Raw genomic sequence first — 24153 nt, 5'->3', positions numbered from 1 at the left:
GGGCGGCGCGCGCATCGGAACAAGTTTGGATGTCCAAGGAAGAAATCAAAAACAAAGTCGAAGCCCGCACGCCGCGCGGACTCGCGGATCGCGAGGCGGGCGAACTCGCCGCGACGGCGCGCATGCTCCATGTCATCCGCTCGGTCTATGAGCTTTACGGCTTCGAGGCGCTGGAGACGCCGGCGATCGAATATACCGACGCGCTCGGAAAATTCCTGCCAGACCAGGACCGGCCGAACGAGGGCGTCTTCTCCTTCCAGGACGACGACGAGCAATGGTTGTCGCTGCGCTATGACCTCACCGCGCCGCTCGCGCGTTTCGTCGCGCAGAATTTCGACCGCCTGCCGAAACCCTATCGCTCCTATCGCGTCGGTCCCGTCTATCGCAACGAGAAGCCGGGGCCCGGGCGCTTTCGCCAATTCATGCAGTTCGACGCCGACACGGTCGGCTCCGCCTCGCCCGCCGCCGACGCCGAAATCTGCATGATGGCGGCGGAGACGCTCGAAAAGCTCGGGATCGCCCGGGGCGATTACGTCATCAAGATCAACAGCCGCAAGGTGCTCGACGGCGTCATGCAGTCGATCGGCCTCGCCGGCGACGAGAACGCCGGGCGCCGCCTCGTCGTCCTGCGCGCCATCGACAAGCTCGACCGGCTCGGACCCGACGGCGTGCGGCAATTGCTGGGCGAGGGCCGCAAGGACGACAGCGGAGATTTCACCAAAGGCGCCGGGCTCGATCTGGCGGCGATCGACACGATCCTCTCCTTCAGCCTCGGCGGCCAATATCAGGACGGCAAGCCCGCCTTCGATCTCTTCGGCCTCATCGGCAAGAGCGAAATCGGCGCCCAGGGCGCCGAGGAGCTTCTGGAGATCGAGGACCTCGCGCGCGATGCGGGCTTCGGGCCGGATCGTATCCGCATCGACCCCTCCGTCGTGCGCGGCCTCGAATATTACACCGGCCCCGTCTTCGAAGCGGACCTCACCTTCGAGACCAGGGACGAAAAGGGCCATCCCGTCCGTTTCGGCTCAGTCGGCGGCGGTGGGCGCTACGACGGGCTCGTCGGGCGCTTTCGGCCCGAGAATACGCCCGCCACCGGCTTCTCGATCGGCGTCTCGCGGCTCTTCGCCGCCCTGAAGCTCGTGAACAGCCCGATCGTTTCCGCCAAGCCGCATGTCGGCCCGGTCGTCGTGCTCGTGCTCGACCGCGACCGGATCGCCGACTATCAGCGCATGGTCGCGCGATTGCGCGGCGCCGGGATCGCGGCCGAACTTTATCTCGGCGCCGCCGGCATGAAGGCGCAGATGAAATACGCCGATCGCCGCAACAGTCCGCTGGTCCTTATCCAGGGTTCGGACGAGAAGGCGAGAAGCGAAGTCACGATCAAGGACCTCGTCGCCGGCGCCAAGGCCGCCGCGACCATCGCCACCAATGAGGAATGGAAGGCGGCGCGGCCCGCGCAATTCGCCGTCCCCGAGGCGGAGCTCATCGAGCGCGTCATCGAGGCCTTGGACAACTGCAGTTAGACTGCGACAAAGCGGGTCGTTGCGCCAAGCGCCCGGCCGTATAGTTTCGTTAACGGAATAAGGGAGCCAGCGCAGATGAACGGCGAAACGCCCAAATCAATCGTCCATCCGACCGATCTTTCCTTTGCGAGCCTGGACGCTTTCGCTCATGCGCTGCGCATCGCGGTCGCCTGCAAGAGCCTTCTTCATATCCTGCACATAGAGGCGCCCGAAGTTGAGGACGACGACTGGGACCGTTTTCCGCATGTGCGGGAGATGCTGGCGCGCTGGGGGCTGATCTCGCCGGTCGCCAAGCGCGAGGAGGTGGCGGAGCAATTGGGCCTCAGGGTCGTCAAGGCCTCCGTCCAGTCGGAATCGGCCGTCGCCGGCGTGAACGCCTATGTCGACCGGCATTTATGCGATCTCCTCGTCATGATGACGCGCCCGCGCAGCGCGCTGGAGCGCCTGCTCGTCGCCTCCGTCGCCGAGGAGACGGCGCGCGAGACCCATGCGCCGGCGTTGTTCCTGCGCGAGGATCAGCCGGGCTTTATCGACCGCGAGACGGGCGCCGTCAGGCTTAATACGGTGCTGATGCCGGTCGAGGCGAGCGTCCCGCCGCTCGACGCCTTCCGCCATGTCGCCGACCTCGCCCATGCGCTCAATCCGGCGGCCGACGTCATGCTTCTGCATGTCGGCGACGATCTGCCGATTTTCGAGGGGCTGCTGCCGCATATCGAATTGCGCAAGGGGCCGGTGGTCGAGACGATTCTGGGCTACGCTAAGGAGATCAAGGCGGACCTCATCGCCATGCCGACGCGCGGCCGCCAGGGCCTGCTCGAAGCCTTGCGCGGCTCGACCACGGAGCGTGTGCTGCATGAGGCGCCCTGTCCGTTGCTCGCCTCGCCGGCGCGGTAAGGCGGATGTCTTTCCCGACGGGCCGAAGGCCCGACCGGGAATCCAGCGTCGCAAGTCGACTCTCTGAGTTTTTTTCTGGATTCCCCATCGCTCGCTTCGCGAGCGTCGGGAATGACCTCCGCCTTTTCGCCCGGCGTTAGAGGGAGCGCTGGAAGGTCAGCACGCCGCCCTTGAACCCTTTCAGGATCAGCTGGTCGCCCTTGGTGTCCCAATAGGGGCCAGAGAGCAACACGGTCCAATAGTCGCGTTCAATGGCGGCGAGCTCGCCTTCGCATTTCCGCTCATTGATCGCCGGCATGGCGCGCGGCCCCAGGCGGTTCGGGCCGATCACGAAAACGCCCGACCAGTTCTTGCAGCCGGAAAAGCCGTTGGCGCGCCCGGTCGAATCGATCGAAATCCACATCTCGACCGGCGGGGCTTTGCCGTTGATCTCCTTGAGGACGAAATTTTGATTGTGCGGGAAAGGCTGGTAGCGCGGAAGGCCTCCCGTCTCCTTATTCTCTTCTTCCGGCTGCTGCTGTTGCTGCTGCTCAGCCCCCTCGGGCGCCTTGGAGCCCTTCTTCGCTTCGGCCGGCGCGGCGGCGAGCGCCAGGGCGCACAGCGAGGCGACAAGAGCGAGGAAAATTCTGTTCATCGCGTCAATCATCCTTCCGTAAAGATGGCGCGCCCGCCGGGCGGCCTGTCACCTGCCGCGCGAAGCCTTATAGCATGCTCGGCAGAACGCGGTCAGGCGGGCGGTGGCCGTCCATAAAGGTCTTGATATTGATAATGACCTTCTCGCCCATGTCGATGCGGCCCTCGATCGTCGCCGAGCCCATATGCGGCAGGAGCGTCACCTTGCCCGCCTTCGCGAGCTTGAGCAATTTGGGCGAAACCGCCGGCTCGTGCTCGAACACGTCGAGGCCGGCGCCGGCCATTTCATCCGCCTCCAGCATGCGCACGAGGGCGTTTTCGTCGACGATTTCGCCGCGCGCCGTGTTGACGAGAATGGCGTGCGACCGCAGATGCGAGAGCCGGCGCGCGGAGAGCAGATGATAGGTCGCCGGCGTATGCGGGCAATGGATCGAGACGATGTCGACTCGCGCCAGCATCTGGTCGAGCGACTCCCAATAGGTCGCCTCGAGCTGCTCTTCGATCTCGGCGCCGAGGCGGCGGCGGTTGTGATAATGGATCGACAGGCCGAAAGCCTTGGCGCGGCGCGCCAGCGCCTGGCCGATGCGGCCCATGCCGACGATGCCGAGGCGCTTGCCGGTGATGCGATGGCCGAGCATCCAGGTCGGCGACCAGCCCGACCAGGAGCCGTCGGGAATGGCGCTCGCGCCTTCGACGAGCCGCCGCGCGACCGATAGAATCAGCGCCATGGTCATGTCGGCGGTGTCTTCGGTGAGGACGCCCGGCGTATTGGTGACGGTGATCGAGCGGTCGAGCGCGGAGGAGACGTCGATATTATCCACGCCATTGCCGAAATTGGCGATCAGCTTCATCTGCTCGCCCGCCTGGGCGATGAGATGCGAATCGATGTGGTCGGTGATCGTCGGCACCAACACGTCCGCGACGCGGACGGCGGCGACGAGTTCATCCTGGGAGAGCGGCTTGTCGCTTTCGTTGAGGCGCGTGTCGAAGAGCTCGCACATGCGGGTTTCGATCACTTCCGGCAGTCGGCGCGTCACAACGACGAGCGGCTTTTTTTTCGGCATCTTCCCGGTCGTCTCCCCGCCTTCTCGCGCAGCGGCGTCTTCGCGATTGCGCTATGATCTTTCCCGCGTCGTCCGAGCGGCCGCAAAGAGCCGGCGAATCCCCGCCGGCTTCACCCGGTCTTAACGGCGATCGGCGACAAAACCAATACGCCTTCCTGCTGCGGACGCCTTAGACTTCCTAGCAGATGACGGGCTAAAGACAAGACGAGCGAATAATTGATCATGCCGCGCGAAAGTGCAGAATTTACGCCAATTTCAATCTCTCCCGACGGGAGGCGCGGCCAAAGCGCCAGGCGCCGCAGCCTTGCGCGCCTCGCGCTCGCCGGCGCCCTGATCGGCGCGTTTCTTTGCGCGCCCGCGCTCGCTCAGGGCACGCAAAAAGGATCGGTGAGCGGACTTCCGCTGCCGCGTTACGTCAGCCTCAAATCCGATCGCGTCAATGTGCGCGAAGGGCCGAGCAAGGAGCATCCGACGCTCTGGATCTATGAGCGCGCGGGACTCCCCGTGGAGATCACCGCCGAATTCGAAACCTGGCGCAAGATCCGCGATTCGGAAGGCGCCGAAGGCTGGGTTCTGCATTCGCTGCTCTCGGGCCGGCGCACCGCCCTCGTCGCGCCCTGGAAGAAGGAGCCGCAACTCCTCATGGCCTCCGATCATTCGACGCCTTCGGCGAAGCTCGGTCCCGGCGTCATCGGCAATCTGCGCGGCTGCGACGGCAAGTGGTGTCGCCTCGCCGGCAAGGGGTTCGATGGCTATATCGCCCAGGAAAACCTCTGGGGGGTCTATCCCGGCGAGAAGGTGGAATAGGGCCTAGAGGGCGTCGTCGCGGCGCAGCCGGACCACCACGTCGACGCGCGCGACGCGCAGGCCCGCGGGCGGCGTCGGCAGATTCGAGACCGCGACATTGGAGCCGGGTATGTCGTAAAGCTCCCCGTCGTCCTCGAACAGGAAATGATGATGGTCGGCCGTATTCGTGTCGAAATAGACGCGCGCGCCGTCCACGGCGATCTCGCGCAAAAGGCCGGCCTCGGTGAATTGATGCAGCGTGTTATAGACCGTCGCGAGCGACACGGAGAGGCCGTCCGCGATCGCCTCTTCGTAAAGCCGCTCCGCCGTCACATGGCGGTCGCAGCCCTGGCCGAAGAGCAATTCGCCGAGCGCCAGGCGCTGGCGGGTAGGCCGCAGGCCCGCGTCCCCCAGGAGCAGCCCCACCGGCTTGCGGGGCGCGGGGTCTGGCGCAGGCATCGGAATCGGGTCGGCGTCCATCGGCGTCTCGCGGCGTTCCTTGACTTTTGCATAATAAGGAAAATGACGGGAAATTCAACGCCGCGCGCCGGAACGGCGGATTTGCGGGCCTTTCGCTTCGCCGCTTTCGGCGCGCCCGCCGCTATGTTACGGATCGTGCCGCCGAGAAAAAAGCGGAGCCGCTAGAGCAAGTTCTTAAAAAAGTTGACAGACTTTTTTTCGATTCAGAACTTGCTCCAGCTTGCTAATTTGGCGCGATTTCTTATCGATCGGACGATTCCGTCGGATCGGAAAGCGCGCGAGCCGCTCCGCGACAAAAAAGGCGCCGCGCGAGCGGTATGGGAGGAACAGGGCCTTCGGGCTCCAAGCAGGGATCGACTTATAATGAGCGAAAGACGCTCGTCGTTCGGATATGAAGATTTGTTGGCCTGCGGCGAAGAGAGGCTTTTTGGCCCCGGCAACGCCCAATTGCCGCTGCCGCCGATGCTCATGTTCGACCGGATCACCGAGATTTTCGAAGAGGGCGGCGAGCATGGCAAGGGCTATATGCGCGCCGAACTCGACATCAAGCCGAGCCTCTGGTTCTTCGATTGCCATTTCAAGGGCAATCCGGTCATGCCCGGATGCCTCGGCCTCGATGCGCTGTGGCAGATGGTCGGCTTCTATCTCGCCTGGCTCGGCAATCCGGGACGCGGCATGGCGCTCGGCGTCGGCGAGGTGAAATTCTCCGGCCAGGTGCGGCCGCACACCAAGCTCGTCACCTATGGCGTCGACTTCACGCGCCTGCGCACCGGCAAGCTCGTGATCGGGCTGGCCGACGGCTGGGTGGCGGCGGACGGCGAGCGTATTTACGAGGCCAAGGACCTCAAGGTCTGCCTCGCCAAAGAGGCGCCGGCGGCCTGAAACGGATAAGCGAGAACGCGCGGCAGGCGCGGCGAAGGCGTCAAGGGAGAGCGAGATGAGACGAGTCGTCGTCACCGGCATGGGCATCGTGTCGTCGATCGGCAATACGACACAGGAAGTCGTCGCGTCGCTGCGCGAGGCGAAATCCGGCATCGTGCGCGCGGAAAAATACGCCGAGCTCGGCTTCCGTTCGCAGGTGCATGGCATGCCGACATTGGACCCCTCGACGGTTGTCGATCGCCGCGCCATGCGCTTCCATGCGACCGGCACGGCCTGGAACCATGTCGCCATGGATCAGGCGATCCGCGACGCCGGCCTGACCGAGGCGGAAATTTCCAATGAGCGCGCCGGCATCATCATGGGCTCGGGCGGACCCTCGACGCGCACCGTCGTCGAAGCCGCCGACATCACGCGCACGAAAGGGCCAAAGCGCGTCGGTCCCTTCGCCGTGCCGAAATGCATGTCCTCGACAGCGTCCGCGACGCTCGCCGTCTGGTTCAAGATCAAGGGCGTCAATTATTCGATCTCTTCCGCCTGCGCGACCTCGAACCATTGCATCGGCAACGCCTATGAAATGATTCAATATGGCAAGCAGGACATGATCTTCGCCGGCGGCTGCGAGGAGCTGGAATGGGAATTGTCCGTCCTCTTCGACGCCATGGGCGCCATGTCCTCCTCCTATAATGATCGTCCGGCGACGGCCTCGCGCGCCTATGACAAGAATCGCGACGGCTTCGTCATCGCCGGCGGCGCCGGCGTGCTGGTGCTCGAGGAATATGAGCGCGCCAAGGCGCGCGGCGCGAAAATCTACGCCGAGATCGCCGGCTATGGCGCGACCTCCGACGGCTATGACATGGTCGCGCCCTCGGGCGAAGGCGCGGTGCGCTGCATGAAGCAGGCGCTCGCGACCGTGAAATGCCCGATCGACTACATCAATCCGCACGCCACCGCGACGCCGGTCGGCGACGCCAAGGAAATCGAAGCGCTGCGCGAAGTTTTCGGCGTCGGCGACAAATGCCCGCCGATCGCGGCGACGAAATCGCTGACCGGCCATTCGCTCGGCGCGACGGGCGTGCAGGAGGCGATCTATTCGCTTTTGATGATGCAGAACGGCTTCATCTGCGAAAGCGCCAATATCGAGGAGCTCGATCCCGATTTCGCCGACATGCCGATTATGCGCGAGCGCCGCGATAATGTGAAGCTCGGCGCCGTGCTGTCGAACTCCTTCGGCTTCGGCGGCACCAATGCGACTTTGGTGTTCAAACATCCGGACGCGTGAGGGGGGCGCCGCCCTGCGGGGGCCGTCATGGCCGGGCTTGTCCCGGCCATCCACGCGCTATGCGAAGGCTTTACGAAAGGGCGGCGCGCCAAATAAAGCAACGTTTCGGCGCCGTTTCACTCCGTCTTGACGTGGATGGCCGGGACAAGCCCGGCCATGACGGGGGGAAGACAAAAGGCTTTATTCCCCTGTCGTTTCGCCAACACGCCAGTCCTTCTATGAGGAACATTCATAAATGACCGTTGCAACAGGTTTGATGCAGGGTAAGCGCGGGCTCGTCATGGGCGTCGCCAACGATCATTCCATCGCCTATGGCATTGCGCGCGTCTTGGCGCGTCACGGCGCGACGCTCGCCTTCACCTATCAGGGCGAGGCGCTCGGCAAACGCGTCAAGCCGCTCGCGCAGGAGCTCGGCTCCGACCTCGTGCTGCCCTGCGACGTGGAGGACATCTCCACCGTCGACGACGTCTTCGCGCGTCTCGCCGCCGAATGGGGCGAGATGGATTTCCTCGTCCATTCCATCGCCTATTCCGACAAGAGCGAATTGAAGGGGCTTTACGCGGACACCTCGCGCGAGAATTTCATCCGCACGCTTGTCATCTCCTGCTTCTCCTTCACCGAGGCCGCGCGCCGCGCCGCTGCGCTGATGAAGACGGGCGGATCGCTGCTGACGGTGAGCTTTGGCGGCGGCACCCATGTCATGCCCAATTATAATGTGATGGGCGTGGCGAAAGCCGCGCTCGACTCGTCGGTGCGCTATCTCGCCGCCGATTTCGGCGATCGCGGCATCCGCGTCAATGCGCTTTCGCCGGGGCCGGTGCGCACCATGGCGGGTGCCGGCATCACCGGCGCGCGGGCGATGGGCGCTTTTCAAAAGAAGCATTGCCCGCTGCGGCGAATGATCACGCTCGATGAAATCGGCGGCTCGGCGCTTTATCTCCTCTCCGAGCTGTCGGGCGGCGTGACGGGCGAAACGCATCTCGTCGACGCGGGCTACAATATCATGCTGCAGCCGCGGCCCGAGGATTTGAACGGCGAGGAATAGGCCAGCGAGCAATAGGCCAGAAGGAGCGCTTCATGAGGATCGCATCGGTTTTTATCCTGCTTTGTCTCATGACCGCGCCCGTAAAGGCGGCGGAGGCTGATCCTTCAGCCGGCGCGCGACTCGCGAAGACGGAATGCGAAACCTGCCACGCGGTCGGGCCGGACGCGGCGGCGAAAAGCCCGGACGCCCGCGCGCCGCGCTTCGTCGACGTCGCTAAAATGCCGTCGACGACAGAATTGTCGCTCAAGGTTTTCCTGCGCACGCCGCACAGGAACATGCCCAATCTCATCCTCTCGCCGGAGGAGATCGACTCCGTCGCCGCTTATATTCTGAGCCTTGCCGGCAAATAGGCCGCGCCGATCGCGCTCGGCGCAAGCGTTTATCGATCAGACGGAGCCGTCCGATCGATAACATCGCGCCAAATCGATAAGCTAGAGCAAGTCCTGATCGGAAACGTCCGTCAACTTTTCGGTACTTGCCCCCGCTGCATTACGCCGCCATCTTTTGGCCCGCCATCTTGCGGCATTCTTCGGCGCAGCGGCGGCATTCGGCGGCGCAATCCTTCATGTCGGGAAGCGGATCGCATTCCTTGGCGCAAGCCTCGCACGCTTCCGCGCAGACCTTGCAGATCGCTTGCGCCTGCGGCGCATTCATCAGCATCATATGGGCGCTGTCGCGGCAGATGTCCGCGCACGCCATCATCGCGCGAAAATGCTTGGGCTTCACATGGTCGCCGCCTTTTTCAAGGCAATGTGTCATCGCCATGCCGAAGCACATTTGATAGCAGCTCAGGCAGGCGTCGATACAGGCCTGCATTTCCCTCGACATCATGTGCATGATAGGCTCCTTCCCGCAGTCTTCGCTTACGGCCTCTTCACGCAGCTAGTTCGAAGGCCTCAAAGATCAAGTTTTTTGCGATCGTGGATGCTTCTTGCTCTGACGGGGCGGTATTCGGCCGAGCTCAATTATTGTCGTTGCGGGGAGTAGGTCATCGGCCTGACATGATTGCAATATGACATAATTAGGCATGGAGACGTTGCTTCGGAGGAATTGGTTGCCAAGCAAGCGGATTGAGGCACTGAAACGCGACTCGGAGGCGCGGACGACATGACGCCGCGCGAAAGCGATTTCATCAAATTTCGGACTCCCGGCCTGCCCATGGTCCTTGCGCCCCGCCGAAGCGGCTTTTTCGAGAGCCTGAAGCGCGGCTTCTCCAAAGGCGCGCCGAGCGGGCTGGGCGTCGCGGCGAGCCTCGCTCTTTTCGCCCTCGCCGCCTATATTCTCGGCAAGACGCTCTCCAACTTGAGCTACGCCGATCTCGCCGGCGCTTTTCGCGCGACGAGCTTTCGCCAGATTTTCTCCGCGCTTGCGCTCTCCGCGCTCTCCTATTTCTTCCTCACCGGCTACGACGTCGTCGCCTTGCATCAGACGCGCGCCCGGGCGCCTTATCGCGTCGCCGCGCTCGCCTCCTTCGCGAGCTACGCCATTTCCTTCAATCTCGGCTTCCCGCTCGTCACCGGCGCGGCGGTTCGCTACTGGATCTATTCGCGCGTCGCCGTCACCGCGCTGCAGGTGGCGAACATCACGATTTTCGCGGGCATCACCTTCTGGCTCGGCATGGCGCTGATGATGGGCGTCGGCTTCGTTTACGGCGCCGGCGCGCTCGCCGCGCTCGACGGCGCGCCGGCTTTTGTCCATGTCGGGCTCGGCATTCTCGTTCTCGCGGGCGTCGCCTTTTATCTTCTCTGGGTGACGGTCGAGCGCCGGCTCATCCGTCTGCGCGGCCATGTTCTCGATCTGCCCGGCCTCGCGCCGACGCTCGCGCAGCTCGCGCTTGGCGTCGCCGATCTCTGTTGCGCGGCCGGCGCGCTTTACGTGCTGCTGCCACAGGGGGTGGAGCTCAGCTTCATGCCCTTCGTCGCGGTCTATATCGTCGCCTGCATCCTCGGCGTCATCAGCCATGCGCCGGGCGGCATCGGCGTTTTCGAGGCGACCATGCTGCACGCCCTATCGGGGGCGTCGCAGGAAAGCGTGCTGGCCTCGCTTCTCCTGTTCCGGGTGATTTATTACTTTATTCCATTCGTCGTCGCGCTCGCGGTTCTGGGCGCGGATGAGGGCGCGCGCCGCTGGGCGTCGCTGCGCGAAACGATCACGCGCATTATGGAAGAACGTTCGAATTGAGCGACGCGCAGGGCAAGCCTCAATGCCGATGGTGACGCAAAAGCCGACATGGCGCGAGCAGGCGATAGATCTCCTCGCGGCGGCGATCAACGCTCTGCCCGAACCGATTTTCCTCATCGACGCGGAGACGCGCGTCGCCGCCGCCAACGCCGCCGCGCAGGCCTTGGCGCCCGCCGTGCGCCTCGACGAACCCTTGTCGCGCAGCCTGCGTTCGCCCGACATGCTCGACGCCGTGGCGCGGGTGCTCGCCGGGGGCGAGGCGGAAAAAACCGTCTGGGTCGAGCGACTCCCGGTCGAATGCTGGTTCGAAGCGCATATTGCGCCGGTCGAGATCGAGGGGTTGGACGCGATCGCCATGATCAGCCTGCGCGATCTGACCGAGTCCCGGCGCGTCGAACGCATGCGCGTCGATTTCGTCGCCAACGCCAGCCATGAATTGCGCACGCCGCTCGCCTCGCTCCTCGGCTTCGTCGAAACATTGCAGGGCCCGGCGCGCGACGACGCCGCGACGCGCGAAAAATTCCTCGGCATCATGCGCGAGCAGGCGCAGCGCATGGCGCGCCTCGTCGACGATCTTCTGTCGCTCTCCCGCATCGAGCAGCACATGCATGTTCGTCCGGCGACGCCGGTCGATCTCACGCTTCTCGTCGCGCATATCGTCGACACGCTCTCGCAAATGGCGGAAGACAATGGGATGACGATCCATCTCGATCTTGCCCCCAATGTCGTCGCGCCGGGCGATCGCGACGAATTGGCGCGCGTCGTCGAAAATCTCGTCGAGAACGCGCTGAAATATGGATGCGGCGACGACGCGACGAAGAAATCGGTCGAGATCGCGCTCTCGCGCAAGGGCGCCCTCGTTCATCTAACGGTGCGGGATCATGGCCCCGGCGTCGCGCCCGAGCATATTCCCCGGCTCACCGAGCGCTTCTACCGGGTCGACGCCGGCAAGAGCCGCGCGAAGGGCGGCACGGGTCTTGGCCTCGCCATCGTCAAGCATATCGTGCTGCGCCATCGCGGGCGCCTGTCGATTGAATCCGCGCTTGGCGAGGGGACGCTTTTTCGGGTGGTTCTGCCTGCCGGCGACGTCATATGACAGATTGATATGACACATTGAATTAAAATAAGAATTTCTGTCATATTATTGTAATGTAAACGTCACAAAACCCTATTGTCGAGCCGCTAGTTTCCGCCTCGCGATGGCGCGGGGCGCATCGCGCATCCATTCTCGAGCTGAAAAGAGACCTTCAAATGCTCTCGACGATCTTCAAGCGCGGCGTTGGCGCAGCGCTCGCTCTCGCCGTTATGGCGGGCGTGGCGAACGCGCTGGATATTTCCGGCGCGGGGGCGACCTTCCCCTATCCGATCTATGCGAAATGGGCGGATTCGTATCGGAAGGAAACCGGGAACGGCCTTAATTATCAGTCGATTGGTTCCGGAGGCGGCATCAAGCAGATCAAGGCGCGCACCGTCACTTTCGGGGCGAGCGACCAGCCGCTCAAATCCGAAGATCTCGCCGCTTCCGGCCTCATCCAATGGCCGCAGGTGATCGGCGGCATCGTGCCGGTGATCAATCTCCAAGGGATCGTCGGCGGCGATCTGACGCTCGACGGGACGACGCTCGCCAAGATCTTCCTCGGCGAAATCGACAAGTGGGACGATCCGGCGATCAAGAAGCTCAATCCCAAGGCGAAATTGCCGTCGCAGCCCATCGTCGTCGTGCATCGTTCGGACGGTTCGGGAACCACCTTCAATTTCACGAACTATCTTTCGAAGGTTTCCGACGAATGGAAGACCAAGGTCGGCGAGAACACTTCGGTCGAATGGCCGGTGGGCATCGGCGCCAAGGGCAATGAGGGCGTGGCCAACAACGTCGCCAACACCAAGGGCGCGCTCGGCTATGTCGAATACGCCTACGCCAAGCAGAACAAGCTGACCTATACGAAGATGATCAACAAGGACGGCAAGGTCGTCGCGCCGAACAGCGAGTCCTTCCAGTCCGCGGCGGCGGGCGCCGACTGGGCGCATGCCGAGGGCTTCTACGAAATCCTCACCAATGAGCCCGGCGCCAAGTCCTGGCCGATCACTGCGGCGACCTTCATCCTTCTCCCCAAGGAGCCCAAGGACGAAGCCGCGACGGCAGAGGCGCTGAAATTCTTCGCCTGGGCCTTCGCCAATGGCGGCAAGGCCGCGGAAGAGCTCGACTATATTCCCATGCCCAAGCCGGTGGTCGAACTCATCAAGAAGAGCTGGGCCGGCGTGAAGGGCGCGGACGGCAAGCCTCTGTCGCACTGATGCGGCGCGCGCGCCGCGCGAATGATCGATTTTCCGGCGGCGGCTTCAGCGGCCGCCGGAACTGGCCGGAGCAAGTTTCTCAAAAAAGTTGACAGACTTTTTCGGAACTTGCTCAGGCTGATCGATCTGGAGGGATTTCTGGTCGATCGGATGATGTCGGTCCGATCGGAAAGCGCGCGAAAGGCGCCGCTCGACGGAAAGCCCGGCGTCGGGAGTGGAGCGGATGTTCTCGATCGAACCGAACCGGCGCGAAGCCAATGGAGCCGGGCAGGAGGCGGATTCGCACATGTCGGATATTGTTCTGGAGCAATCGGCGTCGCCCATCGTCGCGGTGGATCGAACGCGCGTCCTCGGCCGGCTGGCTCTCGTCGACCGGGTGTTTCTGCAGGTCACCCGCGCCTCGGCGGTGATCGTGCTCGTCATCCTCGGCGGCGTGATCATCTCGCTCGTTTACGGCTCCTGGCCGGCGATGAAGACGTTCGGCATCGGCTTCCTCGTCTCGCAATCCTGGAATCCCGTCACCGAGAATTTCGGCGCGCTGCCGGCGATCTACGGCACGGTGCTCACCTCCGTCATCGCCATGCTGATCGCCGTGCCCGTGGGCCTTGGGATCGCGATCTTCCTGACCGAGCTTTGCCCCTATTCGCTGCGCCGGCCGATCGGCACGGCGATCGAACTGCTCGCCGGCATCCCCTCGATCATCTACGGCATCTGGGGCCTCTTCGTGCTCGCGCCCTTCCTGCAGCAGCATGTGCAGCCGGCGCTGATCTCGGCCTTCGGCGACATTCCGATCTTCTCGACGCTTTTCGCCGGGCCGCCCTATGGCATCGGCACGCTGACGGCGGGCTTCATCCTCGCCATCATGGTCCTGCCCTTCATCGCGTCGATCTCGCGCGACGTGTTCGAAACCGTGCCTCCGGTGCTGAAGGAGGCGGCCTGGGGCATCGGCTCGACGACGTGGGAAGTGATGCGCTACGTTGTCATGCCTTACACGCGCGTCGGCGTCATCGGCGGGGTGATGCTGGGTCTTGGCCGCGCGCTCGGCGAGACGATGGCGGTCACCTTCGTCATCGGCAATGCGCATAAGATATCAGGCTCGCTGCTCGCGCCGGGCACGACCATTTCCGCGACCATCGCCAATGAATTCACCGAGGCGGTCGGCGACCTCTACACATCGGCGCTGATCGAACTCGGCCTCATCCTCTTCGTCATCACCTTCATCGTCCTCGCTTTCGCGCGCTACATGCTGATGCGGATCGAGCGGAAGGCAGCGTGAGAAAGATCGAAGTCATGTCGCTTTACGCCTCACGCCGCAGCGCCAACTCCATCTCCATCACCCTGTGCTGGGTGGCGGCGGTGTTCGGCCTGTTCTGGTTGTTCCTGATCCTCGCTTCGCTCGTCTATGAGGGCGTGCGCGGCCTCTCGCCCGCCGTCTTCACCCAAATGACGCCGCCGCCGGGCATGGACGGCGGCCTGCTCAACGCCATCGCCGGATCGCTCGTCATGACGCTCATCGGCGTCGCGATCGGCACGCCGCTCGGCATGCTGGCCGGCACTTACATGGCGGAATATGGACGCTATACGAAGCTGACGGTGGTTGTGCGCTTCATCAACGACATTCTGCTCAGCGCGCCCTCGATCGTCGTCGGTCTCTTCGTCTATACGATCCTCGTTCACCCGATCGGGCATTTCTCGGCGATCTCGGGCGCCGTGGCGCTGGCCTTGCTGGTGGTTCCCGTCGTCGTGCGCACTACCGAGGACATGCTGCTGCTGGTGCCGGGGTCGATGCGCGAAGCGGCTTCGGCGCTCGGCGCGCCGCGCTCCCATGTCGTCGGCAAGGTCGCTTATCGCGCCGCCAAGGCCGGCCTTGTCACCGGCGTGTTGCTCGCCATCGCGCGCGTCTCCGGCGAGACCGCGCCGCTCCTGTTCACCGCCCTCAACAACCAGTTCTGGAGCAGCGACCTCGCCGCGCCGATGGCGAGCCTGCCTGTCGTCATCTTCCAGTTCGCGCTCTCGCCATACAAGGACTGGCAGCAACTCGCCTGGACGGGCGCGCTGCTCATCACCGTCGCTGTTCTCGCTCTCTCGATCGCGGCCCGCGCCCTCAGCGCCGGGCGGAGGAAATCGAAATGAACGCCGCTGCTCAAATCGCCCAGGTAAAGGAACCGCTGACCAAAGTCTCGATGCGCAATCTCGACTTCTACTACGGCGAGTCGCATTCGCTCAAAAACGTCACCATGCCGCTATACACGAATAAGGTGACGTCTTTCATCGGCCCGTCGGGCTGCGGCAAGTCCACGCTGCTGCGCGTCCTGAACCGCATGTACGATCTCTATCCCGGCCAGCGCGCCGAAGGCGAGGTGCTGCTCGACGGCGAAAATATTCTCGATCCGGCGATCGACCTCAACGCGTTGCGCTCCCGGGTGGGCATGATCTTTCAAAAGCCGACGCCCTTTCCGATGTCGATCTACGAAAACATCGCTTTCGGCATCCGGCTCTACGAGAAGCTGCCGCGCGCCGACATGGACGCCCGCGTCGAGGCCGCGCTGCGCGGCGCCGCCTTGTGGGATGAGGTGAAGGACAAGCTCCAGACCAGCGGACTCGGTCTTTCCGGCGGCCAGCAACAGCGCCTGTGCATCGCCCGCAGCGTGGCGGTGCAGCCTGAGATTATTCTGTTCGATGAACCGTGTTCTGCGCTCGATCCGATCTCGACGGCGAAGGTCGAGGAGCTGATCGACGAATTGTCTTCCCGCTACACCATCGCGATCGTCACGCACAACATGCAGCAGGCGGTGCGCGTCTCCGACTATACCGCTTTCATGTATCTCGGCGAGCTTGTCGAATTCGGTGAGACCGACGACGTGTTCAACAAGCCGCAAGAAAAGCGCACGCTCGACTATATCACCGGCCGTTTCGGCTAACCAGCGATCCAAGGACGGCGCTCATGAGCGACCATATCGTCAAATCCTATGACCGTGACCTCGAAGCCCTCGGCCGGCGCATCGCCGAAATGGGCGGCGTCGCGGAGAAGATGCTGGCCGAGGCCATGGACGCGCTGTCGGCCTTCGACATCGATCTCGCCCATCGCGTCGTCTCCAGCGACCCGCGGCTCGACGCGCTGCAGCGCGAGATCGAGGAGAACGCCATTCTCACCATCGCGCGGCGCCAGCCGCTCGCGGTGGATCTGCGCGAATGCATCGCCGCGATCCGCATCTCCGGCGACATAGAGCGGGTCGGCGATCTCGCCAAGAACATCGCCAAACGCACGCTGAAGATCGCCTCGGAGGCGCGCGTGCCGCGCGCCATCGTCGGCCTCAAGTCGATGCACGAAATCGCCGCCATGCAATTGAAGGACGCGCTCGACGCCTATGCGCTGCGCGACACCGAGCGGGCGCGCGCGGTCTGGGAAAACGACACCGATCTCGACGCGCTCGAGGATTCGGTGTTTCGCGACCTCCTCACCTTCATGATGGAGGACCCGCGCAACATCTCCTTTTGCACGCATCTTCTGTTCTGCTCGAAAAATCTCGAGCGGATCGGCGACCACACCACGAATATTTCCGAGACTGTCGTCTATCTCGTCACCGGAGAGGCGATGCCGGTGGAGCGGCCCAAATCGCGCGCACCTGACTTCGGGGTCAAGGACGAGGCGGCGCAATGAACGAAACGACTTCCGCAGTCCTTCAGCGGAACGGGAAAGGCGATCGCGCGCCGCGCATTCTCCTCGTCGAGGACGAGACCTCGCTCGCGACGCTGCTGGTCTATAATTTGGAGGCGGAAGGCTATCAGGTCGAGCATGTCGACAATGGCGACGAAGCGGAGCTGCGGCTCGCCGAGTCGCCGCCCGATCTTGTTATTCTGGACTGGATGCTGCCGGGCGTCTCCGGCCTGGAGATTTGCCGGCGCCTGCGCGCGCGCGACAGCGCGAGGGACATGCCGGTGATCATGCTCACCGCTCGCGGCGAGGAAGGGGAGCGCGTGCGCGGCCTCTCGGTCGGAGCCGACGATTACGTCGTCAAGCCCTTCTCGACGCCAGAGCTCATGGCGCGGGTGCGGGCGCTGCTGCGTCGCGCCCGTCCCGAGCGCGTCGCGTCTAAGCTCACGCTCGGCGACATTGACCTCGACCGCGACACGCGCCGCGTGCGGCGCGGCGGGCGTGAAATCCATCTCGGCCCGACCGAATTCCGGCTGCTCGAATATTTCATGGAGAAGCCCGGCCGCGTCTTCACCCGCGCGCAGCTTCTCGACAGCGTCTGGGGCATGTCGGCGGAGATCGACGAGCGCACGGTCGACGTGCATGTCGGCCGGCTCCGCAAGGCGCTGATCCGCGGCCGCGAAAAGGATCCGATCCGCACCGTGCGCGGCGCCGGCTATTCCTTCGACGAGACTTTCGGACACGACTGATACGGATCTGATTGATCCATGCGCTTGGCGTCATTCCCGCCGAGGCGCAGTCCCGAGCGGAAATCCTGAGCGACATCCATGACGTTCGTTACGCATCGCGAACGCCGCCGAGCCGTTCGCGCGTAGACGGCGCGACGCGCCGCGCATCACGCGTAGCGTTGCGCCCGCAATTGATCGCGCGCGCGGCGTCTGTCCTGCGCCGGCTGATAGGCGACCCGCGCATGATAGCCGCAGTAGGGTCCGCCGCCGACCGTCGCCTTGCCGCCGCAGAAACGAAATTCCGGCGTCGTCGGATCGCCCATCGGCCAGCGGCACATGGACTCGCGCAGCTCCATCAGCGTCACGCGCTCCGAAATGGGGATGACCACTTCCTCCTCCCGCGCAACGCGGGGCGCGGCGAGGGCGTGCGGCGCGAAGGCCAAAGCGAGATTGCCATGCGTGGGCGCGCCGTTCATGCGCGCCTGGTTCTGACGCGGCGGTTTGGCCGCGCGCGGCCGTGGCGCCGCCGCCGTCTTCGCCCGCTCGGCGAGTCCCAGGCGATGAATCTTGCCGATCACGGCGTTGCGCGTGATGCCGGGTCCAAGTTCAGCGGCCACCTGGCTTGCGCTCAAGCCGTCGGTCCACAGTTTGCGCAGCAGTTCGACGCGTTCGTCGGTCCATGACATTGGATTCTCCCCTCCATCGGGTCGAGCGCGGATCGGAGTCTTTCCCCGACCGCAGCGCTGGCGTTTAGGCGCAGCGGCGATGAAACGCGCATCAACACTCGAGAGAACGCGCCCCAACCCACGCCGCGGGCGCTCACTAAAAACTCATGGATTTATTTTGAATCACGCGAGAGTCCCGCTGGCAAGCGCAAGAGGGGGTTCTCAACAGTCTTTCGCTGTGGGCGGCGCCCATGAGACTCATTTTTATCTTCTCCAAAGCCTCGCTTGCCGCCGCGGTTCGCCGCCGACAAACCACGGCCCGCCATGGATTTGACCGCGCCGCGCCGCAAGCTTAAAATCCCGTCTTGAACTGCCGCCCTAAAAAGGCGGCGCTTTGTTTTTCTGGCCCCTGCGGCGGCGGGCCTGATGGAGCAGGACTTTTGACGTCAGCGCTGTTTCCGACCTATGCGCGGGCCGATCTCGCCTTCACGCGCGGAGAAGGCGCGTGGCTGACCGCCGAGAACGGCGACCGCTATCTCGATTTCGGCGCGGGAGTCGCCGTGCTGTCGCTCGGCCATAATCATCCGCATCTCGTCGAGGCTTTGAAGCGCGCCGCCGAGTCCCCCTGGCACGTCTCCAATCTCTATCGCATCCCTCAGGCGGAGCGTCTCGCCGAGCGTCTCTGCACGGCGACATTCGCCGATCTTGTCTTCTTCGTTAATTCCGGCGCCGAGGCCGTGGAATGCGCGATCAAGACCGCGCGGAAATATCATGCGGCGAACGGCCAGCCCGAGCGCTATCGGCTGATCACCTTCGAGGGCGCCTTTCACGGCCGCACGCTTGCGACCATCGCCGCCGGCGGCAACGCCAAATATCTCGAAGGCTTCGGTCCGCCGCTCGAGGGCTTCGACCAGGTTCCCTTCGGCGACTTCGAGGCGGTCGAAGCCGCGATCACGAATGAAACGGCGGGCGTCCTGCTGGAGCCGATCCAGGGCGAAGGCGGCTTGCGCGTCTTTTCCGCCGCCTTTCTGACGAAGTTGCGCGCGCTCTGCGACGCGCGCGGCCTGCTGCTCGTTTTCGACGAGGTTCAATGCGGCGTCGGCCGCGCCGGCACATTCCTCGCCTGCGAACATGCTGGCGTCGCGCCCGACATCGCCGCGCTCGCCAAGGGACTTGGCGGCGGCTTTCCGATCGGCGCCTGTCTTTCGACGCGCGAAGCGGCCAAGGGGATGACGCTCGGCGCGCATGGCTCCACTTTCGGCGGCAATCCGCTGGCGGCGTCGGTCGGCGCGGCGGTGCTCGACATCGTGCTGGGCGAGGGCTTCCTCGCGCGCGTCGCGCGCCTTGGCGCGCTGTTGCGGCAAAGGCTCGCCGAGCTTGAAGACCGCTATCCGGCGATCATCGAGGAGGTGCGCGGCGAAGGCTTGATGTTCGGGCTCAAGACGCGCATCCCCAACGGCGATTTCGCGGCGGCCGCCCGCGCGCAGGGGCTCTTGACCGTGCTCGCCGGCGACAATGTCGTGCGCCTGCTGCCGCCGCTCATCATCGACGAAGCCGACATCGCCGAGGCCGTGTCCCGGCTCTCGGCCGCTTGCGCGCGCCTCGCCGCCCCGGCCGAGAAAGTGGGAGCGGCGTGATGACCGCGCATTCGGTGACGCGTCCGCGCTCCTTTCTCGATCTCTCCGATCATTCCGGCGAAGAGCTGCGCCGCATTCTGGAGATCGCCAGATCCCTGAAGGCGCGCCGCGTCAAAGGCGTCGAGCCGCAAGAGCGCCCGCTCGCGGGCAAATATCTCGGCATGGTGTTCGACAAGCCTTCGACCCGCACGCGAGTCTCTTTCGACGTCGCCATGCGCGATCTTGGCGGCGAGACCATCATGCTGACGGGCGCCGAAATGCAGCTCGGGCGCGGCGAGACCATCGCCGACACGGCGCGCGTCCTGTCGCGCTTCCTCGACGCGATCATGATCCGCATTCTCTCGCATGACGATCTTGTCGATCTCGGGCGTTACGCGACGATCCCCGTCATCAACGGCCTCACCAAATTCTCGCATCCCTGCCAGGTGATGGCGGATGTGCTGACCTTCGAGGAGCGCCTCGGGCCGATCGAGGGCCGCACGGTCGCCTGGAGCGGCGACGCCAATAATGTGCTTGCGAGCTGGATTCACGCGGCGGCGCGGCTCGGATTCACCATCAATGTCGCGACGCCGGCCGAGCTTGCGCCATCGGCGGAGATCGTCGCCTGGGCGAAGGCCAATGGCGCGGCGGTCAATCTCATGCGCGACGCCTATGAGGCGGTCGCGGGCGCGGACGCCGTCATTACCGACTGCTGGGTGTCGATGGGCGACGCCGACGAAGAGTTCCGCCGCGCCGCGCTCGCGCCCTATCAGGTCGACGCCAAGCTGATGCGCGCCGCCGCGAAACATGCGGTCTTCATGCATTGCCTGCCGGCGCATCGGGGCGAGGAGGTCACGGAGGAGGTGATCGACGGGCCGCAGTCGGTCGTCTTCGATGAAGCCGAAAACCGGCTGCACGTCCAGAAGGGCGTGCTCTGCTGGTGCCTCGCGCCGGGGCAGGCGTGATGGCGCGCCGCGACGCGCCGGCGCCAAGCCGGCCCGCCGCCTCGACGTCCGAAGACGACCGGGTGCTGCCCTTCGCGGTCGAGCCGCTCGATCTGCGCGGCCGGCTCGCGCGCCTCGGACCCACGGTCGATTCCATTCTGAGCCATTACCCCTATCCGCCGCAGGTCGCGCGTCTGCTTGGGGAGGCCGTCGCGCTCGCGGCGCTCCTCGGTTCGATCCTCGAATCCCACGGCCGCTTCCAATTGCAGACGCGCAGCGACGGCCCCGTGGACATGCTCGTCGTCGATTACGACGCGCCGGGAAAGCTGCGCGGCTTCGCGCGCTTCGACCTCGAGCGCGTCGAGAAGCTGCGCGACGCCTCGCCCGCGGCGCTGTTCGGGCGCGGCCATCTCGCCCTCACCATCGAGCGCGAGGAGGACGCCGCGCGCTATCAGGGCGTCGTGCCTCTGGAAGGCGAGAGCCTTGCCGAGGCGGCGCATATTTATTTCCGCCAGTCGGAGCAGATACCTTCCTTCGTGCGCCTCGCGGTGGCGGAAAGCGTCACGCCGCAGGGAAGGAGTTGGCGCGCCGGCGGGCTGCTGCTGCAATATCTTCCGACTGGCGGCGCGCGCATGCGCGATCTGCCGCCGGGAGACGCGCCGGGCGGCGGCGCGCCGGAAGGGCTCTTGGAAGAAGAGGCGGAAAACGACCATTGGACGGAAGGACAGGCGCTCGCCGCGACGCTCGAAGATCATGAACTCGTCGATCCGGCGCTTTCGGGCGAGCGGCTGCTCTATCGCCTGTTCCACGAGCGCGGCGTCAAGGTCTTCGCCGAGCGCGCGGTCGCGGAATTCTGTCGCTGTTCCAACGAGCGCATCGAGAAATTGCTGAAAAGCTTCTCGCCGCAGGAGCGCGGCGACATGGTGGGCGACGATGGGCGCATCGGCGTCACCTGCGAATTCTGCGGCACGCTCCGCAGTTTCGAACCCGCCGATTTCGACTGATAGGAAATCCGCTCGCATAGTTTGGATGTCATTCCCGACGCGCGACGCGCGATCGGAAATCCGGAGCAAAGGCAGCGTTGTTGGATCGGCTCTGGTTTCCCGGTCAGGCCTTCGGCCTGCCCGGAATGACGCGTCCAACGAACGAATGGGTCGGGATACGTACGATTAATCGGGCAGCGGCGCGACGAGCGTCACAAGCGTTCCGCCTCCCCGCGCGCTGTCGATCGTGAGCGTCGCCCCGGCGCCGCGCGCCCGCTCCAGCATGCCGTCGACCCCGAAATGCCCGGGCGTCGCGGCGTCGGGATCGAAGCCCACGCCGTCGTCCCAGACGATGAGCCGCGCCGCCCGCTCTTCCCGCATGAACGAGATGCGGACGCGCTGCGCGCCCGAATGCAGTTCGACGTTGCGCAAGGCTTCGCGCAGCACTTGCGCGAAGAGTTCTTCCGCGTCGCGCGGCAATTCGCGTTCCCCAAAGTTGAATTCGGACTCGATCTTCATCGTTTCGTCGCCGCGCCGCGCGGCGAATTGCGCGACGATGACGCGCAAATCATCTTCCTCGCGGCGCGAGACGCGTATGCGTTCGATCGCCTCGCGCGCCTCCCGCAGTCCTTCGCGGCCCTGCGACTCGAGTTCGCGCAGCGCGGCTTTCGTCTTCTCGTCGCCGGTCGTCTTGGCGATAAGGCGCGTCTGCGCGATCATCGCCACGATCGAGCGCACGAGCGTATCGTGCAGATCATGGGCGATGCGCAGCCGCTCATTGGCGAGCTCCGCCGCGCGCGCCTCCTCGCGCGCCTTGCCGCGTTCGATCCGCAACAGGCGCGAGGCGGTCGCGTCGCGGGCGACGGCCTGAAATTCGCCGCCGCCTTCCGCCCCGAGGAAATGCACGCTCCAGCCGAGCCAGCGGAGCGCGCCTTCGGCGTCATGCGCCGCCATCTCGAAATTGGCGGCGCCCTGCGCCGCGACCTCGATGCGCCAGGGATCGTCGAGGCCGAGCGGCGGAAAGAGATCGCCGACGGGGCGGCCGATGAGCGCGTCCTGCGGCAGGCCGAGGAATGCCGCGGCGCGGCGGTTGGCGAAGACGACATTCAGATCGACGCCGAAGCGCAGGACGAAAAATTCGGAGGATTCGACGATGTCGCGATACAGCGCGTCGGCGACGCGCAGCCGCGCGGCCGCCGCCTCCGCCTGCTGCTGCAGCAGTCTTTGTTCGCGCCGCTCGGGCGCGAACAGCCGGTCGACGAGGTCGGCGCCATGGGCCGGCGTGGTGATGACGAGATAGCGCCGCTTTTCCGCGCTATAGCGGATAGAGATATTGGCGCGCGCCTGCGTTTTCGCGGGCATGCGCAGGCAGGGAAACAGGATTTCGCCGTTTTCGGCGCGCAAGGACGCCAGTTTTTCCTCCATATTGAGCAGGAAAGGCGAGGCGCAGGCGGACTCTCCCTCACGCGGCAGCCAGTCGCTCAGGCGCCCGATGCGGCGCACGACGGCGAGGTCGTCATCGAGAAACGCGAGGCCGATTTCGCCGAAGGCGAGGGCGGCGGCGAAGGCGTCGCTTTCGGCGTCCAATAGGTCCATGGGCCGCTCTGGTTATCGATCACGCGTTTTCTACGCCGCCCCGGCGCCCGTTTTTTGGCGGAAAACGCTCTCAGGGCGCGAGAATAGCGCCAAACGCGGCTGGACGCTCTATAGGAAGCAGGTCTTGGAGATTTGAAATGAACGCCGACTATGTTTTCGCCGCCCCGACTCGGCCGAGCGTCGCCATCGCGAAGGAATCGCGGCGCTTTCCCGTGCGCCGCATTTTCTGCGTCGGGCTGAATTACGCCGCCCACGCCCGCGAGATGCGCAAGGCGCAGGACCAAGGGCAAGGCAGCGAGAAGGAGCCCCCGCCCTTCTTCTTCGCCAAGCCCGCCGACGCCTTGGTCGAGAGCGGCGGGGCGATTCCCTATCCGAGCCTCACGCAAAATCTCCATCACGAGATCGAGCTTGTGGCGGCGCTCGGCGGCGGCGGGGCCGACATTCCGGCGGACGAGGCTCTCAGCCATGTTTTCGGCTATGCCGCCGGCGTCGATTTGACGCGACGCGATCTGCAGGCGGCGGCGCGCGCCGCGGGGCTCCCCTGGGACATGTCGAAAGGCTTCGACAATTCCGCGCCCATCGGCGCGATCCGCCCGGCGGCCGAGATCGGCCATCCGGCGCGCGGGCGCATCGCCCTTTCGGTCAATGGCGCGCCGCGCCAGCAGGGCGACCTTTCCGATATGATTCTCGGCGTCGCCGAGATCGTCTCAGTGCTGTCGCGCTTCGTCGCGCTCGCCCCGGGCGATCTCATCTTCACCGGCACGCCGTCGGGCGTCGGCCCGCTCCTGCCGGGCGACCGCGCCGAGGGCGAGGTCGAAGGGGTTGGCGCTGTCAGCGTAACTATCGAAAATTAAGGCGAGTTGCGCCCGGCGGCCAAAGCCGGCTATGTGCTGGGGGCGGAAAG

At 64.7% G+C, this 24153-nt stretch carries 26 protein-coding genes; 19 read left to right on the top strand and 7 right to left on the bottom strand.

Going from position 1 to position 24153, the window contains the following annotated elements:
- The first annotated feature begins 29 nt into the window (after positions 1 to 29).
- Both hisS and V3H18_RS07390 read left to right on the top strand, forming a co-directional pair.
- Positions 30 to 1523: a histidine--tRNA ligase gene (hisS, locus tag V3H18_RS07395; protein ID WP_332081353.1), complete on the top strand. Its 1494-nt coding sequence runs from the start codon at positions 30 to 32 to the stop codon at positions 1521 to 1523.
- 75 nt (positions 1524 to 1598) lie between these two features.
- Complete coding sequence (locus tag V3H18_RS07390) at positions 1599 to 2417, top strand: universal stress protein (protein WP_332081351.1); 819 nt, start codon at positions 1599 to 1601, stop codon at positions 2415 to 2417.
- Between the two features lie 136 nt (positions 2418 to 2553).
- Here V3H18_RS07390 and V3H18_RS07385 read toward each other — a convergent pair whose 3' ends face one another.
- Positions 2554 to 3051 (bottom strand): META domain-containing protein, encoded by a 498-nt coding sequence (locus V3H18_RS07385; RefSeq protein WP_332081350.1) that lies wholly within the window; start codon positions 3049 to 3051, stop codon positions 2554 to 2556.
- Positions 3052 to 3118: 67 nt separating this feature from the next.
- The gene (locus tag V3H18_RS07380; RefSeq protein WP_332081348.1) at positions 3119 to 4114 is read right to left on the bottom strand and encodes a 2-hydroxyacid dehydrogenase; all 996 of its coding nucleotides are present in this window, start codon (positions 4112 to 4114) and stop codon (positions 3119 to 3121) included.
- Between the two features lie 222 nt (positions 4115 to 4336).
- Here V3H18_RS07380 and V3H18_RS07375 point away from each other — a divergent pair, with 222 nt between their 5' ends.
- Positions 4337 to 4921: an SH3 domain-containing protein gene (locus tag V3H18_RS07375; protein WP_332081347.1), complete on the top strand. Its 585-nt coding sequence runs from the start codon at positions 4337 to 4339 to the stop codon at positions 4919 to 4921.
- A gap of 3 nt (positions 4922 to 4924) precedes the next feature.
- Here V3H18_RS07375 and irrA read toward each other — a convergent pair whose 3' ends face one another.
- A complete protein-coding gene (irrA, locus tag V3H18_RS07370) occupies positions 4925 to 5359 on the bottom strand; it encodes an iron response transcriptional regulator IrrA (RefSeq protein WP_332081380.1) in 435 nt (144 codons plus the stop codon).
- A gap of 384 nt (positions 5360 to 5743) precedes the next feature.
- Between irrA and fabA the strand changes: the two genes are divergently transcribed.
- From fabA to V3H18_RS07350, 4 genes are all read left to right on the top strand, one after another.
- Positions 5744 to 6262 carry a 3-hydroxyacyl-[acyl-carrier-protein] dehydratase FabA gene (gene fabA, locus V3H18_RS07365; RefSeq protein ID WP_332081346.1) on the top strand — a complete coding sequence of 173 codons (519 nt, stop codon included), beginning with the start codon at positions 5744 to 5746 and terminating at the stop codon, positions 6260 to 6262.
- A gap of 55 nt (positions 6263 to 6317) precedes the next feature.
- Positions 6318 to 7541, top strand: a complete 1224-nt coding sequence (gene fabB, locus V3H18_RS07360; RefSeq protein WP_332081345.1) for a beta-ketoacyl-ACP synthase I — start codon at positions 6318 to 6320, stop codon at positions 7539 to 7541.
- Between the two features lie 235 nt (positions 7542 to 7776).
- Positions 7777 to 8586 carry an enoyl-ACP reductase FabI gene (gene fabI / locus V3H18_RS07355; protein ID WP_332081344.1) on the top strand — a complete coding sequence of 270 codons (810 nt, stop codon included), beginning with the start codon at positions 7777 to 7779 and terminating at the stop codon, positions 8584 to 8586.
- A gap of 32 nt (positions 8587 to 8618) precedes the next feature.
- Positions 8619 to 8936: a c-type cytochrome gene (locus V3H18_RS07350; protein WP_332081342.1), complete on the top strand. Its 318-nt coding sequence runs from the start codon at positions 8619 to 8621 to the stop codon at positions 8934 to 8936.
- A 139-nt stretch (positions 8937 to 9075) separates the two neighbouring features.
- Here V3H18_RS07350 and V3H18_RS07345 read toward each other — a convergent pair whose 3' ends face one another.
- The gene (locus V3H18_RS07345; protein ID WP_332081341.1) at positions 9076 to 9423 is read right to left on the bottom strand and encodes a four-helix bundle copper-binding protein; all 348 of its coding nucleotides are present in this window, start codon (positions 9421 to 9423) and stop codon (positions 9076 to 9078) included.
- 270 nt (positions 9424 to 9693) lie between these two features.
- Between V3H18_RS07345 and V3H18_RS07340 the strand changes: the two genes are divergently transcribed.
- From V3H18_RS07340 to pstS, 3 genes are all read left to right on the top strand, one after another.
- Positions 9694 to 10767: a lysylphosphatidylglycerol synthase domain-containing protein gene (locus tag V3H18_RS07340; protein ID WP_332081340.1), complete on the top strand. Its 1074-nt coding sequence runs from the start codon at positions 9694 to 9696 to the stop codon at positions 10765 to 10767.
- A 28-nt stretch (positions 10768 to 10795) separates the two neighbouring features.
- Entirely contained in the window at positions 10796 to 11863 is a 1068-nt protein-coding gene (locus V3H18_RS07335; protein ID WP_332081379.1) for an ATP-binding protein, read from the top strand.
- Between the two features lie 155 nt (positions 11864 to 12018).
- The gene (gene pstS / locus V3H18_RS07330; protein ID WP_332081339.1) at positions 12019 to 13062 is read left to right on the top strand and encodes a phosphate ABC transporter substrate-binding protein PstS; all 1044 of its coding nucleotides are present in this window, start codon (positions 12019 to 12021) and stop codon (positions 13060 to 13062) included.
- Positions 13063 to 13107: 45 nt separating this feature from the next.
- On the opposite strand, the gene V3H18_RS07325 is transcribed toward pstS, so the two are convergent.
- Positions 13108 to 13350 (bottom strand): hypothetical protein, encoded by a 243-nt coding sequence (locus V3H18_RS07325; protein ID WP_332081337.1) that lies wholly within the window; start codon positions 13348 to 13350, stop codon positions 13108 to 13110.
- Between V3H18_RS07325 and pstC the strand changes: the two genes are divergently transcribed.
- The 5 genes from pstC to phoB are packed head-to-tail and all read left to right on the top strand — an operon-like array spanning position 13349 to position 17466.
- Positions 13349 to 14338 carry a phosphate ABC transporter permease subunit PstC gene (gene pstC, locus V3H18_RS07320; protein WP_332081335.1) on the top strand — a complete coding sequence of 330 codons (990 nt, stop codon included), beginning with the start codon at positions 13349 to 13351 and terminating at the stop codon, positions 14336 to 14338. The two genes, V3H18_RS07325 and pstC, sit on opposite strands and share 2 nt — an antisense overlap.
- Positions 14339 to 14352: 14 nt before the next feature.
- Complete coding sequence (gene pstA / locus V3H18_RS07315) at positions 14353 to 15195, top strand: phosphate ABC transporter permease PstA (protein WP_332081378.1); 843 nt, start codon at positions 14353 to 14355, stop codon at positions 15193 to 15195.
- Complete coding sequence (pstB, locus tag V3H18_RS07310; protein ID WP_332081333.1) at positions 15192 to 15983, top strand: phosphate ABC transporter ATP-binding protein PstB; 792 nt, start codon at positions 15192 to 15194, stop codon at positions 15981 to 15983. Before pstA ends, pstB begins: the two co-directional genes overlap by 4 nt.
- 23 nt (positions 15984 to 16006) lie before the next feature.
- The gene (gene phoU, locus V3H18_RS07305; RefSeq protein ID WP_332081332.1) at positions 16007 to 16723 is read left to right on the top strand and encodes a phosphate signaling complex protein PhoU; all 717 of its coding nucleotides are present in this window, start codon (positions 16007 to 16009) and stop codon (positions 16721 to 16723) included.
- Positions 16720 to 17466, top strand: a complete 747-nt coding sequence (gene phoB, locus V3H18_RS07300; RefSeq protein WP_332081331.1) for a phosphate regulon transcriptional regulator PhoB — start codon at positions 16720 to 16722, stop codon at positions 17464 to 17466. The genes phoU and phoB overlap by 4 nt, the downstream gene beginning before the upstream one ends.
- A 146-nt stretch (positions 17467 to 17612) precedes the next feature.
- Here the strand turns inward: phoB and V3H18_RS07295 are convergent, their stop codons facing one another.
- Complete coding sequence (locus tag V3H18_RS07295) at positions 17613 to 18131, bottom strand: GcrA family cell cycle regulator (RefSeq protein WP_332081330.1); 519 nt, start codon at positions 18129 to 18131, stop codon at positions 17613 to 17615.
- A 419-nt stretch (positions 18132 to 18550) separates the two neighbouring features.
- Here V3H18_RS07295 and V3H18_RS07290 point away from each other — a divergent pair, with 419 nt between their 5' ends.
- The 3 genes from V3H18_RS07290 to V3H18_RS07280 are packed head-to-tail and all read left to right on the top strand — an operon-like array spanning position 18551 to position 21674.
- Positions 18551 to 19747, top strand: a complete 1197-nt coding sequence (locus V3H18_RS07290; RefSeq protein ID WP_332081329.1) for an aspartate aminotransferase family protein — start codon at positions 18551 to 18553, stop codon at positions 19745 to 19747.
- Entirely contained in the window at positions 19747 to 20691 is a 945-nt protein-coding gene (gene argF, locus V3H18_RS07285) for an ornithine carbamoyltransferase (protein WP_332081327.1), read from the top strand. The genes V3H18_RS07290 and argF overlap by 1 nt, the downstream gene beginning before the upstream one ends.
- Positions 20691 to 21674: an Hsp33 family molecular chaperone gene (locus V3H18_RS07280; protein ID WP_332081325.1), complete on the top strand. Its 984-nt coding sequence runs from the start codon at positions 20691 to 20693 to the stop codon at positions 21672 to 21674. Before argF ends, V3H18_RS07280 begins: the two co-directional genes overlap by 1 nt.
- Before the next feature lie 165 nt (positions 21675 to 21839).
- On the opposite strand, the gene V3H18_RS07275 is transcribed toward V3H18_RS07280, so the two are convergent.
- The gene (locus V3H18_RS07275) at positions 21840 to 23249 is read right to left on the bottom strand and encodes a sensor histidine kinase (protein WP_332081323.1); all 1410 of its coding nucleotides are present in this window, start codon (positions 23247 to 23249) and stop codon (positions 21840 to 21842) included.
- Positions 23250 to 23386: 137 nt separating this feature from the next.
- Here V3H18_RS07275 and V3H18_RS07270 point away from each other — a divergent pair, with 137 nt between their 5' ends.
- Positions 23387 to 24103 carry a fumarylacetoacetate hydrolase family protein gene (locus V3H18_RS07270; protein ID WP_332081322.1) on the top strand — a complete coding sequence of 239 codons (717 nt, stop codon included), beginning with the start codon at positions 23387 to 23389 and terminating at the stop codon, positions 24101 to 24103.
- The last annotated feature ends 50 nt before the right edge of the window (positions 24104 to 24153 follow it).

Source organism: Methylocystis borbori (genome assembly GCF_036576025.1).
Lineage (GTDB): Bacteria > Pseudomonadota > Alphaproteobacteria > Rhizobiales > Beijerinckiaceae > Methylocystis > Methylocystis borbori.
The sequence above is the reverse complement of the archived record's forward strand: the minus strand, read 5'-3'. Positions and strand labels throughout refer to the sequence as shown.

Bases quoted from the DNA above. Each gene is read 5' to 3' on its own strand.
- fabB (WP_332081345.1), top strand. From the start codon at position 6,318: ATGAGACGAGTCGTCGTCACCGGCATGGGCATCGTGTCGTCGATCGGC.
- V3H18_RS07350 (WP_332081342.1), top strand. From the start codon at position 8,619: ATGAGGATCGCATCGGTTTTTATCCTGCTTTGTCTCATGACCGCGCCC.
- phoB (WP_332081331.1), top strand. From the start codon at position 16,720: ATGAACGAAACGACTTCCGCAGTCCTTCAGCGGAACGGGAAAGGCGAT.
- hisS (WP_332081353.1), top strand. From the start codon at position 30: ATGTCCAAGGAAGAAATCAAAAACAAAGTCGAAGCCCGCACGCCGCGC.
- V3H18_RS07390 (WP_332081351.1), top strand. From the start codon at position 1,599: ATGAACGGCGAAACGCCCAAATCAATCGTCCATCCGACCGATCTTTCC.
- V3H18_RS07375 (WP_332081347.1), top strand. From the start codon at position 4,337: ATGCCGCGCGAAAGTGCAGAATTTACGCCAATTTCAATCTCTCCCGAC.
- V3H18_RS07295 (WP_332081330.1), bottom strand. From the start codon at position 18,131: ATGTCATGGACCGACGAACGCGTCGAACTGCTGCGCAAACTGTGGACC.
- V3H18_RS07270 (WP_332081322.1), top strand. From the start codon at position 23,387: ATGAACGCCGACTATGTTTTCGCCGCCCCGACTCGGCCGAGCGTCGCC.
- V3H18_RS07380 (WP_332081348.1), bottom strand. From the start codon at position 4,114: ATGCCGAAAAAAAAGCCGCTCGTCGTTGTGACGCGCCGACTGCCGGAA.
- pstS (WP_332081339.1), top strand. From the start codon at position 12,019: ATGCTCTCGACGATCTTCAAGCGCGGCGTTGGCGCAGCGCTCGCTCTC.
- V3H18_RS07325 (WP_332081337.1), bottom strand. From the start codon at position 13,350: ATGTGCGAATCCGCCTCCTGCCCGGCTCCATTGGCTTCGCGCCGGTTC.
- fabI (WP_332081344.1), top strand. From the start codon at position 7,777: ATGACCGTTGCAACAGGTTTGATGCAGGGTAAGCGCGGGCTCGTCATG.
- V3H18_RS07345 (WP_332081341.1), bottom strand. From the start codon at position 9,423: ATGCACATGATGTCGAGGGAAATGCAGGCCTGTATCGACGCCTGCCTG.
- pstA (WP_332081378.1), top strand. From the start codon at position 14,353: ATGTCGCTTTACGCCTCACGCCGCAGCGCCAACTCCATCTCCATCACC.
- V3H18_RS07275 (WP_332081323.1), bottom strand. From the start codon at position 23,249: ATGGACCTATTGGACGCCGAAAGCGACGCCTTCGCCGCCGCCCTCGCC.
- V3H18_RS07340 (WP_332081340.1), top strand. From the start codon at position 9,694: ATGACGCCGCGCGAAAGCGATTTCATCAAATTTCGGACTCCCGGCCTG.
- pstC (WP_332081335.1), top strand. From the start codon at position 13,349: ATGTCGGATATTGTTCTGGAGCAATCGGCGTCGCCCATCGTCGCGGTG.
- V3H18_RS07280 (WP_332081325.1), top strand. From the start codon at position 20,691: ATGGCGCGCCGCGACGCGCCGGCGCCAAGCCGGCCCGCCGCCTCGACG.
- V3H18_RS07385 (WP_332081350.1), bottom strand. From the start codon at position 3,051: ATGAACAGAATTTTCCTCGCTCTTGTCGCCTCGCTGTGCGCCCTGGCG.
- fabA (WP_332081346.1), top strand. From the start codon at position 5,744: ATGAGCGAAAGACGCTCGTCGTTCGGATATGAAGATTTGTTGGCCTGC.
- pstB (WP_332081333.1), top strand. From the start codon at position 15,192: ATGAACGCCGCTGCTCAAATCGCCCAGGTAAAGGAACCGCTGACCAAA.
- V3H18_RS07335 (WP_332081379.1), top strand. From the start codon at position 10,796: ATGGTGACGCAAAAGCCGACATGGCGCGAGCAGGCGATAGATCTCCTC.
- phoU (WP_332081332.1), top strand. From the start codon at position 16,007: ATGAGCGACCATATCGTCAAATCCTATGACCGTGACCTCGAAGCCCTC.
- argF (WP_332081327.1), top strand. From the start codon at position 19,747: ATGACCGCGCATTCGGTGACGCGTCCGCGCTCCTTTCTCGATCTCTCC.
- irrA (WP_332081380.1), bottom strand. From the start codon at position 5,359: ATGCCTGCGCCAGACCCCGCGCCCCGCAAGCCGGTGGGGCTGCTCCTG.